The sequence below is a fragment of the Bacillus cereus genome (genome assembly GCF_025917685.1).
In the GTDB taxonomy this organism is placed as follows: domain Bacteria; phylum Bacillota; class Bacilli; order Bacillales; family Bacillaceae_G; genus Bacillus_A; species Bacillus_A cereus_AT.
This window is the reverse complement of sequence record NZ_CP089518.1, coordinates 5214023-5226893: the sequence shown is the minus strand read 5'-3', so window position 1 is coordinate 5226893 and position 12871 is coordinate 5214023. Positions and strand designations below refer to the sequence as shown.

The following is a 12871-nucleotide window of genomic DNA, read 5'->3' as shown; positions in this document are numbered from 1 at the left end:
AAATATAAAAACGTTGTTTGTATCCGAGATAGAGTTTTCGACAAAAAAACAAATGTGGACAACTATTTACCCACATGTGATTTAAACTGTCCACATGTTATACACAAATTGTGGATAAAATAAAGATGTGGAAAACTTATTCAAAGTGAAAACACAACTATAATATCAAAAAACAGTAGCTATAGCAATGAATTTAAGAAAGTTATCCACAAAATCAATACCTTGTGGAATAAACTTGTCCACAACACGATATACTGTGTAAAAGTAAAAAAAGAGTTTGTGGATACAAAAAAAGAGAAAATATATTTATCCACAAGGAAATATAGGGGATGTGAAAAAGTCTGTGAATAGGTTCAAAATGAATATTTGATGAAAATTTCAAGAACCATTGACATTTTCCTAGTTGATTTACTATAATTTATTAGACTGTCTTTAACAGATATTCCTCAGGGAGGTGTCATATAATGAAAAGAACTTACCAACCAAATAAACGTAAGCGCAGCAAAGTACATGGTTTCCGCAGCCGTATGAGCACAGCGAACGGACGTAAAGTGCTAGCAGCTCGTCGTCGTAAAGGAAGAAAAGTATTATCTGCGTAGACCACTGATCGTTCAGTGGTCTTTTTTTCTAATAATAATGAATTTCCGCTGATGAAATACAGGAGTGTCAATTGATATGAAGAAAAAAAATCGTATAAAAAAGAATGATGAATTTCAGGCTGTTTTCCAAAAAGGACAGTCGAATGCTAATCGTCAGTTTGTTGTATACCAATTAAATAAAGAAAAACAGCCATACTTTCGCATCGGCCTTTCTGTTAGTAAGAAAATAGGAAATGCAGTAGTTCGTAATCGAATTAAGCGTATGATTCGCCAAGCGATTATGGAATTAAAAGATGAGATAGATTCTGGAAAAGATTTTGTTATAATAGCAAGGAAGCCTTGTGCAGAGATGACATATGAAGAAGTAAAGAAAAGCTTAATTCATGTCTTTAAACGCTCTGGTATGAAAAGAATAAAAAAGTAGCGTAAGGAAATGAATTACACTATATACATACCGATACAAGGAGGAGTAGGCTTTGAAAAAGAAACTAGGTTTACTAGCCATGGTTGTTGCATTAATGGCAATTGCTACTGGTTGTAGTGAAACGGGTCAGCCGATTACGCCAAATAGTACTGGGATTTGGAACGAATATTTCGTATATCCACTGTCTCAGTTAATCACGTATTTTGCAGAATTATTCGGTAAGAATTATGGTTTAGCAATCGTTGTTACGACTCTTATTATTCGTTTTGCATTATTACCATTAATGATTAAACAAACGAAAAGTACGAAGGCAATGCAAGCGTTACAACCAGAAATGGTAAGATTAAAAGAGAAATATAGCTCTAAAGATCAAGCAACACAGCAAAAACTACAACAAGAAATGATGCAGTTATATCAAAAAAATGGTGTAAATCCATTAGCAGGATGTTTACCAATTTTTGTTCAGATGCCTATTTTATTCGCGTTTTATCATGCGATTATGAGAACATCAGAAATTAGTAAGCATACATTCTTATGGTTTGATTTAGGACAGGCAGATCCTTACTATATCCTTCCAGTTGTTGCGGCTATTACGACCTTTATTCAGCAAAAACTTGCAATGGCAGGGACAGCTGGACAAAACCCGCAAATGGCAATGATGATTTGGCTTATGCCAATCATGATTTTAGTCTTTGCAATTAACTTCCCAGCAGCATTATCACTATACTGGGTAGTTGGTAACATCTTTGGTATTGCTCAAATGTATTTGATCAAAGGGCCTGAAATTAAGGCTAGTAAGGCAGGAGGATCAAGCAAGTGAGTATAATTACTGCTAAAGGACAAACAGTCGAGCTGGCAGTACAAGATGCTTTAAGACAATTAAATGTTTCGAAAGATCGAGTAGATATAAAGATTATTGATGAGGGTAAGAGGGGATTCCTAGGTTTATTTGGGAATCGCCCCGCTATAGTAGAAGTTGTAGTGAAGAAAGATCCCATCCAAGAGTGTGAAGAATATTTGAAAAATGTTATTCGCAATATGGGTGTGGAAGTTGAGATTAGAAAAGTTGTAAAAGGCCGCGAAGTGGAATTTACAATTTATGGTGAAAATGTAGGTGTTTTGATTGGTAAAAGAGGAAATGCCTTGAATTCTTTACAGTATTTAACAAAACTTGTGGCGAATCGTAATACAAAGCAATATATTGGCATCACACTAGATGCTGAAAATTATCGTAGTAAAAGAAAAATTACGTTAGAATTGCTTTCTTATCGATTAGCAAAACAAGCAGTAAGTACGAAAAAAAGAGTTATGTTGGAACCTATGCCATCTTTTGAACGAAAGATTATTCATCAAGCATTATCTAATCATCAAAATATCATTACAACTTCTGAAGGAAAAGAACCACATCGATATGTTGTAATATCTTCCAAGTGACCGGTGACTCAATTGAGTGCCGGTTTTTTTTGAGGCGAAAACAAATGTGGATAACTAAAAAACACTAAACTTATCCACTGTTAATAAGTTTAGTGTTTTTTACATGAGGACATAATAAAATGAGTTATTATTCTTTTGCAGATAGGTTCGTTATGGTATCCTAATAATTTAGTGACGTAAAAAAATCATGTTGAAATAGAGATAAATAAGCAAGTGAGGTGAAAGGACATGGAATTCGATACAATTGCCGCAATTTCCACAGCTCTTGGGGAAGGTGCAATTGCCATTGTTCGAGTAAGTGGGGATGATGCGATTGAGAAAGTCGATCGTATTTTTAAAGGGAAAGATTTAACACAGGTTGATTCTCATACAATTCATTATGGTCATATTGTCGATTTAGATACAAATCAAGTAATTGAAGAAGTTATGGTATCGATTATGCGTGCACCTAGGACTTTTACGCGTGAAAATATAGTAGAAATCAACTGTCATGGTGGACTTGTTTCGGTAAATAAAGTATTACAGCTTATTTTAGCACAAGGAGTACGTTTGGCAGAGCCTGGTGAATTTACGAAACGTGCTTTTTTAAATGGGCGTATTGATTTATCACAAGCGGAAGCTGTTATGGATTTAATCCGTGCAAAAACAGATCGTGCTATGAACGTGGCAATCAACCAAATGGAAGGGCGATTATCTAAATTAATTGGTCGCCTGCGTCAAGACATATTGGAAACGTTAGCCCATATTGAGGTAAATATAGATTACCCAGAATATGATGATGTAGAAGAGATGACGCATAATATCTTAATTGAGAAAGCTACACATGTTCGTGCTGAAATTGCAAAAATATTAGAGACATCGAAGCAAGGAAAGATTTTACGTGAAGGTATTGCTACTGCGATTATTGGTAGACCTAACGTTGGAAAATCATCGCTATTAAATAGTCTCGTTCAAGAGAAAAAGGCAATCGTAACTGATATTGCAGGAACAACGAGAGATGTTATTGAAGAGTACGTTAATGTGCGTGGTGTACCACTTAAACTTATAGATACAGCTGGTATTCGTGAAACAGAAGATGTTGTTGAACGAATTGGTGTAGAGCGTTCAAAAGAAATGATGAGCCAAGCCGATTTAGTGTTAGTTGTAGTCAATTATAGTGAAGCTTTAACGAATGAAGATGAAGAACTATTCCGTGCCGTACAAGGAAAAGACTTCATTATTATTGTCAATAAGACAGATTTATCGCAAGAAATTGATATGGAACGTGTTACAGAGCTAGCTGCAGGAAATCGTGTTATTACGACGTCTTTAATTGAGGAGCAGGGAATTGATGAGCTTGAAAAGGCGATAGCTGATTTATTCTTTGAAGGAGCAATTGATTCTGCAGATATGACATATGTTTCTAACACGAGACATATTGGATTATTAACACAAGCAGGAACGACAATTGGAGATGCAATTGAAGCGATAGAAAATGGTGTTCCAATCGATATGGTACAAATTGATTTAACAAGAACGTGGGAAATACTTGGTGAAATTACTGGTGATACCGTCCATGAAAGCCTAATTGACCAGTTATTCTCTCAGTTTTGTTTAGGAAAATAATAAAGCGAAGCAACGTTTTAGAAAGATAGAGATTATTAGGAGGAATAAACAATGGGATACAATGCCGGTTCATACGATGTCATAGTAATCGGTGCAGGTCATGCAGGATGTGAAGCTGGTCTTGCGGCAGCACGAATGGGCTCAAACACCTTAATGTTAACAATTAACTTAGATATGGTAGCATTCATGCCATGTAACCCTTCTGTTGGTGGACCAGCAAAAGGGATTGTTGTTCGTGAAATTGATGCATTAGGCGGAGAAATGGGACGCAATATTGATAAGACACATATTCAAATGCGTATGTTAAATACGGGTAAGGGACCAGCTGTACGTGCGCTTCGTGCACAAGCTGATAAATTCTCTTACCAACATGAATTAAAGAAAACAATTGAAGAAACACCAAACTTAACGTTGTTTCAAGGCCTGGTAGAGCGTTTAATTGTTGAAGATGGTGTATGTAAAGGGGTAATTACACAAGCTGGTGCTGAATACACAGCGAAAACAGTTGTAATTACAACTGGAACATTTTTACGCGGTGAGATTATTATGGGAGATTTAAAATATTCAAGCGGTCCAAATAATCAGCAACCATCTATTACTTTATCTGAACATTTAGAGGAACTTGGTTTTGATCTTGTTAGATTTAAAACAGGTACGCCTCCGCGTGTAAATAGTAATACGATTGATTACAGTAAAACAGAAATCCAACCAGGTGATGACAAGCCACGAGCTTTCTCTTTTGAAACGACAAAATTTATTATGGATCAAATTCCATGTTGGTTGACGTATACAAGTACAGAAACACATCGTTTAATAGATGAAAACTTACATCGCTCAGCTATGTATTCTGGTATGATTAAAGGAACAGGGCCTAGATATTGCCCTTCAATTGAAGACAAGGTAGTTAGATTTAATGATAAACCACGTCATCAAATTTTCTTAGAGCCAGAAGGACGTAATACACAAGAGGTATATGTTCAAGGGTTATCGACAAGTTTACCAGAAGATGTGCAACGTGACATGCTTAGAACAATCCCTGGTCTAGAAAATGTTGAAATGATGCGTACAGGTTATGCAATTGAATATGATGCAATTGTACCAACTCAATTATGGCCGACACTTGAAACGAAAAAAATTAAAAATTTATATACAGCAGGACAAATTAATGGAACTTCTGGTTATGAAGAAGCAGCAGGACAAGGGCTTATGGCTGGGATTAATGCAGCGTGTCGTTCTTTAGGTAAAAAAGAAGTTATTTTAGGTCGTGCTGATGCTTATATCGGTGTCTTAATTGATGACCTTGTAACGAAAGGTACAAATGAACCATATCGTTTATTAACGTCTCGTGCAGAATATCGCCTATTATTACGTCACGATAATGCTGATCTTCGTTTAACTGAAGTTGGTCGTGAAATTGGCTTAATTAAAGAAGATCGCTATGAGCGATTTACAAATAAAAAGTTACAAATTGAACAGGAAAAGGAACGTTTAGGGAGTATTATTATTAAACCACGTCCTGAAGTTCAAGAATTAATTCGTAGTATTGGCGGAAGTGAATTGAAAGATGGAATACGTGCAAGTGACTTATTACGTCGTCCAGAGGTGACATATGAGCATATTCATCTTTTAGTACCAAGTGAAGTAGCGTTAAGTGATGAAATTACGGAACAAGTTGAAATTCAGACTAAGTACGAAGGATACATTGAAAAATCTTTACAGCAAGTAGAGCGTATGAAGAAGATGGAAAACAAAAAAATTCCTGTGGATATTGATTATGATGCGATTTCTAGCCTTGCCTCAGAAGCGAGACAGAAATTGAAAGATGTTCGTCCACTTTCAATGGGGCAGGCTTCACGTATTTCTGGCGTAAATCCAGCTGATGTTTCCATTTTGCTTGTGTATATCGAACAAGGAAAAATTGCACGAGTATCGAACCAATAAATAGTAAGGAGATATTGCTAGATGAACATAGAACAATTTCAATCTATGCTAGAAGAGAAGGGTATCACCCTCTCTTCTAGACAATTAGAGCAGTTCAAAATCTACTTTGAAACGTTAGTAGAGTGGAATGAAAAAATGAATTTAACAGCTATTACGGAGAAGGAAGAAGTATACTTAAAACACTTTTTTGATTCTATTACAGCTGCTTTTTATTATGATTTTTCGAAACCATTCTCTATTTGTGATGTTGGCGCAGGAGCTGGATTCCCAAGTATCCCGCTGAAAATCTGTTTCCCGCATTTAAAAGTAACAATTGTAGATTCATTACAAAAACGTATTAATTTCTTAAATCACTTAGCGCAAAAATTAGAGTTAAGTGATGTTGCATTTTGTCATGATCGTGCTGAAACATTTGGGAAAAAAGAAGGTGTACGTGAATCATACGATATTGTAATGGCACGTGCAGTTGCGCGTCTTTCTGTATTAAGTGAGCTATGTTTACCGCTTGTAAAAGTTGGAGGAACATTTATTGCAATGAAAGGCGCTGCAGCTAATGAAGAAATCGAAAATGGTAAGTATGCTTTAGAGGTGCTAGGCGGGGAATTAAAAGAAATGTCTACATTCCAATTACCATTTGAGGAAAGTGAACGTAATATTTTATTAATCGAGAAAAAGCGCAAGACACCAAAGAAATATCCACGCAAACCGGGAACACCCAATAAATTACCTATTGAAAAATAAATCTTATTAGACGTAAGATTGAATTATATAAATGAAAACGTAAATGTTTCATAGGAAACATTTTATGGAGAATAGTCAATAGGCCTAAAAGGTGGTGGAATATGTATGAAAAATACGTTTTCTCGTTTATTTGGCTTTGGAGATAAAGAGAGCGAATTCGAATTACAAGAGGAAAGCCATGAAGAAATAGATAAAAAGGTATATGAGGAAATACAAGAAATCCCGATAGTAAATATTACCCCTAACCGTTATCAACCACGAACAGTTTTCGATGATGCACGAATCGATGAACTAGCATTAACGATTCGTACTCATGGGCTTATCCAGCCGATTGTCGTGAGGCAATATGAGGATGATAAGTACGAGATTATTGCTGGAGAAAGACGTTTCCGCGCAGCAACGAAGCTAGGGTGGGAAAAGGTTCCTGCAATTATAAAGAACTTAAATGATACAGAGACAGCTTCTGTAGCGCTAATTGAAAATTTGCAACGTGAGGAATTAACAGCAATCGAGGAAGCTGTGGCATATCAAAAGCTGATTGAGTTACATAATTTAACACAAGAAGCATTGGCACAACGACTTGGAAAAGGGCAATCCACAATCGCAAATAAGTTGCGATTATTAAAGTTGCCTGAGGAAATAAAAAGTGCGTTATTAGAAAAAACTATTACAGAACGTCACGCTCGTGCTCTCATTCCTTTAAAAAATGAGGAATTACAACTGAAGGTTTTACAAGAAATTGTGGAAAAACAACTGAATGTAAAGCAAACAGAAGAACGAATTGCAAAATTACTAGAGGAAGCAAAACCGAAGCGTAAAGCAAAGCAAAAAGCTGTAAGTAGAGATACGAGAATTGCTATGAATACAATTAGGCAGTCATTACAAATGGTTACTAATAGTGGTTTAAATGTTAATTCTGAGGAAGAAGAATTTGATGAGTACTATCAAATTACGATTAAAATTCCGAAGAAAAAATAATAATGGCGTGTTAGAGACCTTATCCTAGTGGAGAGGTCTCTTTTACTATATTTTCTTGTTAATGAAGAAGGAGTTTAGAAATAAATTTTGAAGTTTAATAAGGACGTAAAAGAAAAGCTTTTATTTCATGTTACAATAAACGTAATTGTTACTAGAATAAGATAGAAAGGTTGAAAGTAGGTGACATCATGGGAAAAATCATTGCTATTGCTAATCAAAAAGGCGGTGTTGGAAAAACAACAACATCTGTTAATTTAGGGGCTGGATTGGCGCAAGTAGGTAAAAAGGTCCTTCTCGTAGACATTGATGCTCAAGGAAATGCCACGACTGGTGTGGGAATTGAAAAATCCGAATTAGATCAATGTATTTATAATGTTCTGGTGGAAGATGCAGATGTTCAAGGAGTTATACGGAAAACCGCAACTGAAAACTTAGATGTTCTACCCGCTACAATTCAATTGGCCGGTGCTGAAATTGAATTGGTACCGACTATTTCCCGGGAAGTACGTTTGCAAAGGGCATTACAGCCAGTTCGTGATGAATATGATTATATTATTATCGACTGTCCCCCATCCTTAGGGTTATTAACGATTAATGCATTAACAGCAGCAGATTCAGTTATTATTCCTGTTCAGTGTGAATATTACGCACTAGAAGGATTAAGTCAGCTATTAAATACAGTTCGACTTGTGCAAAAACATTTAAATAAAAATTTAGCAATCCAAGGTGTATTGTTAACGATGTTGGATGCCCGTACAAATTTAGGGATTCAAGTTATAGATGAAGTGAAAAAATACTTTAGGGATAAAGTATACCGTTCGATTATTCCTCGAAATGTGCGCTTAAGTGAGGCGCCAAGTCATGGGAAACCGATTATGCAGTATGACGCTAAATCAAGAGGAGCAGAAGTATATATAGATTTAGCAGAGGAAGTGATTGCAGGTGGCTAAAGGATTAGGAAGAGGAATTAATGTGTTTTTTCCTGATTTGGATGTGAAGGAAGAAGAAACGATTCAGGAGATTATAGTAACTGAATTAAGGCCGAATCCATATCAACCACGTAAGCATTTCAATAAAGAAGCAATTCAGGAATTGGCGGCTTCTATTAAAGAACATGGCATATTGCAACCATTAATCGCTAGAAAGAGTATTAAGGGATATGAAATTGTTGCAGGTGAAAGAAGATATCGTGCTGCTAAAGAGGCTGGACTTGAAAAGGTGCCTGCTGTTGTAAGGCAATTAAACGAGCAGCAAATGATGGAATTTGCTTTGCTTGAAAACCTACAACGAGAAGATTTAAATCCTATGGAAGAGGCAATGGCATATCAGATGTTAATGAATGAGCTAAATGTAACGCAAGAACGATTAGCGAAACGTCTTGGTAAAAGCAGACCTTACATTGCAAATTATACTCGGTTATTAAGCCTCCCTTCGTTCGTACAAGATATGATTGCAAATGGTCAACTTTCAATGGCTCACGGTAGAACCTTACTTACGATAAAAGATGAAGAACAGCTGAAGTCTTTATTGAAACGAATCGAAAAAGAAGGATTAAATGTTCGCCAATTAGAAAAAATTGTCCAAGAGATTAATCAAAGCGTTTCACGTGAAACAAAACAGATAAAAAAAGAGCGAAATATATTCTTCGTAGAGCGCGAAACGTTCTTAAGAGAAAAGTTTGGTACAGATGTAAAAATTAAAGAAACAAAAAAAGAAAAAGGTAAAATTGAAATTGAATTTTTCAATAAAGAAGATTTAAATCGTATTTTAGAATTATTAGCACAGAAAAACTAAAAAGCAAACCATCTTATTATTTAGAGATGGTTTGCTTTTTTTAACGTAGATAATTTTTGGTCCGTTTCTTTGATACTTTGTGCGATTACATCAGCCATTTTCATGACTAAACTTAACCTTGTATTTTGAAGAACGAAAAACTCCATAAAACCATTTAGATTGACGATGCCATGTATATGCAAATCACCAACTGCAGGTAATTTCTTATTCATCGCAGCTCCAGGTTTACTAGGTCCCATTCCGGTAGTGATTGAACCGATACTTTGAGATTTTCCTAAGCATGCATCAACAGCAATTATAAAAGAAGTAGGATTTTCTTTCTGTATATTCTGAATTTTCTCTTCTAAATTTAACGCATGTATTGGTTCATCTAGTGTGCCGAATACTTGGAAGTTCTTAATTTCTACTTGTTCCAGTTTTGTACCGACTAATGGACCGAGTGCGTCACCGGTGGAACGATCCGTCCCAATACAAACGAGAATAAGTGGTGTATTAGTTCTAATAGGGATATGGGAAAGTAGGAAATTACTGATTGTCTCGGAGGCTTCTAAGTCTTGATGCATAACATTTTGAGTTTCTTTTTCGAAAAAAGGTAAGCGAAAACTTCCAATATTCATGAAGCACCCATCCTTTTAATAAATTTTCAAAATATGTTATACGTTGAGTAAAATGGAAAACTATAAGTGCGTACTTTTTGCAAAATGTGAGTGAAAACGGAAATAATAGTACTAGTATATATATATTCGCTCCATTTTATACCTGGATAGAAGTTAACAAATGGAATTAAAGTCATAAAATTTTTTCAGAAATCAGAGAGACTTCTGATACAATAAGAAGGATAACTAAAAAGAAATTTTAGCTGGAGAGGTAGAGGTACATGGATTTAGCGTTGAAATGGTTTGAGTCTATTGATTGGACGAATATAGGTGTAAAATCACTACAAATAGTCGTTATTTTAATACTTGGTGCAATCGTTGTGCGAGTTGCAAGGGCAATTGTACGAAATGCGTTTCGTATGGGAAGTCGCTCGCCAATTCAAATTTCAGAACGTCGTACAGTTACAGTAGCGAAGTTACTTGAAAATATTGTGGCATACGTTGTTATGTTTATCATGTTAATTGCGATTTTAGGCGTGTTCAATATTAATGCATCAGGTCTATTAGCTGGTGCTGGGGTCATTGGTTTAGCAGTCGGATTTGGTGCTCAAAGTTTAGTGAAAGATGTCATTACAGGACTATTTATTTTGTTAGAAGATCAGTTTTCAGTAGGTGACTATGTAAGAATTGGTCAGTTTGAAGGAGTCGTTTTAGAAATTGGACTGCGTACGACAAAAGTAAAGAGTTGGACAGGTGAAATTCATACTTTGCCAAACGGAAGTATCATTCAAGTTACTAATTTTTCAGTCAGTAATAGCGTGGCATTCGTTGATGTATCTATTTCGTATGAGGCTGACATAGCAAAAGCAGAGCAAGTAATTGAAGAGTTATTAGTAGAATTACCTGCAAAGTACGAGAAGATGGTAACAACACCTCAATTGTTAGGTGTACAAACATTAGCTGCATCAGAAGTTATATTACGTGTTATTGTTGAAGTGGAGCCAATGCAACATGCAGTTATTGCAAGAGCCCTTCGTAAAGAAATTAAAAATCGTCTAGATTTACATGGAATTGAAATTCCATATCCACGTATGGTTTTATATAATCGTGAAGAATTGGTTAGTGAAAAAGCAATTTAGTATAGAGAGGGGTTTGGAGAGTGGAGCAAAAGCAATATAACTTGTACGATGTTGTGGAAATGAAGAAGGCCCATCCATGTGGTGTAAATCGCTGGAAGATTATTCGTATGGGAATGGATATCCGCATTAAGTGCGAGGGATGTGACCATTCGGTAATGATTCCTCGAAGAGAGTTTGATCGTAAGGTAAAAAAAATACTTGTGAAGCATGAAGAATAGAGAGAAAGTAACAGTTGCAGTGGGCAATTGTTACTTTTTTTCGTTTGGAGGAAACTTGTCATTTTTTTCGTTACTATCTATAATGATGAAAGATTGAGACATAGGAGTGAAAAATATGGGATTAACGGCTGGGATTGTTGGATTACCTAACGTAGGAAAGTCCACTTTATTTAATGCAATTACACAAGCAGGAGCAGAATCTGCGAACTATCCATTCTGTACGATTGACCCAAACGTAGGGATCGTAGAAGTACCAGATGAGCGTTTAAATAAATTAACGGAATTAGTAGAACCGAAAAAAACTGTTCCGACTGTATTCGAATTTACTGATATTGCAGGTATCGTAAAAGGTGCAAGTAAAGGTGAAGGATTAGGAAATAAATTCTTATCTCACATTCGCCAAGTAGATGCAATTTGCCAAGTTGTTCGTTGTTTTGAAGATGAAAACATTACACACGTTTCAGGGAAAGTAGATCCAATTGATGATATTGAAACAATCAACTTAGAACTAATCTTAGCGGATTTAGAATCAGTTGATAAACGTATCGAGCGTGTCGCGAAATTAGCAAGACAAAAAGATAAAGAAGCAGTATATGAGCATGAAATTTTAGTGCGTTTAAAAGAAGCTTTCGAAGAGGGAAAACCAGCTCGTACTGTTGAATTTACAGAAGAGCAAATGAAGATTGTTAAAGGCCTTCATTTACTTACAACGAAAGAAATGCTATACGTAGCAAACGTAAGTGAAGATGATATTATGGATCCTTCTGAAAATAAATATGTACAAATGGTAAAAGAATTTGCTGCAAATGAAAATTCTCAAGTTATCGTTGTATGTGCAAAAATCGAATCAGAAATCGCTGAGTTAGACGAAGAAGAGAAAAAAGTATTCCTGGAAGAATTAGGTATTGAAGAATCTGGTTTAGATCAGTTAATTCGTGCTGCATATGACTTATTAGGACTTGCTACTTACTTCACAGCTGGTGTGCAAGAAGTGCGTGCATGGACGTTTAAACAAGGTATGAAAGCACCACAATGTGCTGGCGTAATTCATACAGACTTTGAGCGTGGATTTATTCGCGCAGAAACAGTTTCTTATGATGATTTAATGACAAACGGTTCTATGACAGCTGCAAAAGAAGCTGGAAAAGTACGTTTAGAAGGAAAAGAGTATATCGTAAAAGACGGAGATGTTATGCACTTCCGCTTTAACGTTTAATTTAATATTTCCTAGGAAAAATAAAGATATGAACTTGGCAAATATATTATATGTTTGCCAAGTTTTTTACGTATTGGTGAGTTGATTCATATAACTTACTATGATATAATCTAAACTCGTGAGTAATTACTATAAATTAATTGCTCCTTGCCCATTATGGGCCGTTTAGACCAAAAGGAGGTGAAA

General features: G+C 35.7%; 14 protein-coding genes. 13 read left to right on the top strand and 1 reads right to left on the bottom strand.

Annotated features, from left to right (window positions below; all coding sequences use genetic code 11):
- The first annotated feature begins 464 nt into the window (after nt 1–464).
- From rpmH to spo0J, 10 genes are all read left to right on the top strand, one after another.
- Nucleotides 465–599 (top strand): 50S ribosomal protein L34, encoded by a 135-nt coding sequence (gene rpmH / locus LUS72_RS27200; protein WP_000831901.1) that lies wholly within the window; start codon nt 465–467, stop codon nt 597–599.
- Between the two features lie 76 nt (nt 600–675).
- Nucleotides 676–1023 (top strand): ribonuclease P protein component, encoded by a 348-nt coding sequence (gene rnpA / locus LUS72_RS27195; protein ID WP_071744227.1) that lies wholly within the window; start codon nt 676–678, stop codon nt 1021–1023.
- 52 nt (nt 1024–1075) lie between these two features.
- Entirely contained in the window at nt 1076–1843 is a 768-nt protein-coding gene (spoIIIJ, locus tag LUS72_RS27190; RefSeq protein WP_071744226.1) for a YidC family membrane integrase SpoIIIJ, read from the top strand.
- Nucleotides 1840–2457, top strand: coding sequence for an RNA-binding cell elongation regulator Jag/EloR (gene jag / locus LUS72_RS27185; protein WP_264448495.1), 618 nt, complete (start codon nt 1840–1842; stop codon nt 2455–2457). The genes spoIIIJ and jag overlap by 4 nt, the downstream gene beginning before the upstream one ends.
- A 228-nt stretch (nt 2458–2685) precedes the next feature.
- The gene (mnmE, locus tag LUS72_RS27180) at nt 2686–4062 is read left to right on the top strand and encodes a tRNA uridine-5-carboxymethylaminomethyl(34) synthesis GTPase MnmE (RefSeq protein WP_098361819.1); all 1377 of its coding nucleotides are present in this window, start codon (nt 2686–2688) and stop codon (nt 4060–4062) included.
- A 51-nt stretch (nt 4063–4113) separates the two neighbouring features.
- Nucleotides 4114–6003, top strand: coding sequence for a tRNA uridine-5-carboxymethylaminomethyl(34) synthesis enzyme MnmG (gene mnmG, locus LUS72_RS27175; RefSeq protein WP_097831351.1), 1890 nt, complete (start codon nt 4114–4116; stop codon nt 6001–6003).
- 21 nt (nt 6004–6024) lie between these two features.
- The gene (gene rsmG / locus LUS72_RS27170; RefSeq protein ID WP_001019628.1) at nt 6025–6744 is read left to right on the top strand and encodes a 16S rRNA (guanine(527)-N(7))-methyltransferase RsmG; all 720 of its coding nucleotides are present in this window, start codon (nt 6025–6027) and stop codon (nt 6742–6744) included.
- Between the two features lie 105 nt (nt 6745–6849).
- A complete protein-coding gene (gene noc / locus LUS72_RS27165; protein WP_097831352.1) occupies nt 6850–7722 on the top strand; it encodes a nucleoid occlusion protein in 873 nt (290 codons plus the stop codon).
- A 188-nt stretch (nt 7723–7910) separates the two neighbouring features.
- Nucleotides 7911–8672, top strand: coding sequence for a sporulation initiation inhibitor protein Soj (gene soj, locus LUS72_RS27160; RefSeq protein ID WP_000516117.1), 762 nt, complete (start codon nt 7911–7913; stop codon nt 8670–8672).
- The gene (gene spo0J / locus LUS72_RS27155) at nt 8665–9516 is read left to right on the top strand and encodes a stage 0 sporulation protein Spo0J (RefSeq protein ID WP_097831353.1); all 852 of its coding nucleotides are present in this window, start codon (nt 8665–8667) and stop codon (nt 9514–9516) included. The genes soj and spo0J overlap by 8 nt, the downstream gene beginning before the upstream one ends.
- A 20-nt stretch (nt 9517–9536) precedes the next feature.
- On the opposite strand, the gene yyaC is transcribed toward spo0J, so the two are convergent.
- Nucleotides 9537–10133, bottom strand: coding sequence for a spore protease YyaC (gene yyaC, locus LUS72_RS27150; RefSeq protein WP_264448494.1), 597 nt, complete (start codon nt 10131–10133; stop codon nt 9537–9539).
- Nucleotides 10134–10393: 260 nt separating this feature from the next.
- Here yyaC and LUS72_RS27145 point away from each other — a divergent pair, with 260 nt between their 5' ends.
- From LUS72_RS27145 to ychF, 3 genes are all read left to right on the top strand, one after another.
- Nucleotides 10394–11251 (top strand): mechanosensitive ion channel family protein, encoded by an 858-nt coding sequence (locus tag LUS72_RS27145; RefSeq protein ID WP_071744219.1) that lies wholly within the window; start codon nt 10394–10396, stop codon nt 11249–11251.
- A 20-nt stretch (nt 11252–11271) separates the two neighbouring features.
- On the top strand, nt 11272–11469 hold the full coding sequence (locus tag LUS72_RS27140) for a DUF951 domain-containing protein (RefSeq protein WP_000436055.1): 198 nt from the start codon (nt 11272–11274) through the stop codon (nt 11467–11469).
- A gap of 115 nt (nt 11470–11584) precedes the next feature.
- On the top strand, nt 11585–12685 hold the full coding sequence (gene ychF / locus LUS72_RS27135) for a redox-regulated ATPase YchF (protein WP_000524664.1): 1101 nt from the start codon (nt 11585–11587) through the stop codon (nt 12683–12685).
- The last annotated feature ends 186 nt before the right edge of the window (nt 12686–12871 follow it).

What these genes read in the sequence shown, in the direction of transcription:
- rpmH (WP_000831901.1), top strand. Translation starts at nt 465, where the DNA reads ATGAAAAGAACTTACCAACCAAATAAACGTAAGCGCAGCAAAGTACAT.
- rnpA (WP_071744227.1), top strand. Translation starts at nt 676, where the DNA reads ATGAAGAAAAAAAATCGTATAAAAAAGAATGATGAATTTCAGGCTGTT.
- mnmE (WP_098361819.1), top strand. Translation starts at nt 2,686, where the DNA reads ATGGAATTCGATACAATTGCCGCAATTTCCACAGCTCTTGGGGAAGGT.
- mnmG (WP_097831351.1), top strand. Translation starts at nt 4,114, where the DNA reads ATGGGATACAATGCCGGTTCATACGATGTCATAGTAATCGGTGCAGGT.
- rsmG (WP_001019628.1), top strand. Translation starts at nt 6,025, where the DNA reads ATGAACATAGAACAATTTCAATCTATGCTAGAAGAGAAGGGTATCACC.
- noc (WP_097831352.1), top strand. Translation starts at nt 6,850, where the DNA reads ATGAAAAATACGTTTTCTCGTTTATTTGGCTTTGGAGATAAAGAGAGC.
- soj (WP_000516117.1), top strand. Translation starts at nt 7,911, where the DNA reads ATGGGAAAAATCATTGCTATTGCTAATCAAAAAGGCGGTGTTGGAAAA.
- yyaC (WP_264448494.1), bottom strand. Translation starts at nt 10,133, where the DNA reads ATGAATATTGGAAGTTTTCGCTTACCTTTTTTCGAAAAAGAAACTCAA.
- LUS72_RS27145 (WP_071744219.1), top strand. Translation starts at nt 10,394, where the DNA reads ATGGATTTAGCGTTGAAATGGTTTGAGTCTATTGATTGGACGAATATA.
- ychF (WP_000524664.1), top strand. Translation starts at nt 11,585, where the DNA reads ATGGGATTAACGGCTGGGATTGTTGGATTACCTAACGTAGGAAAGTCC.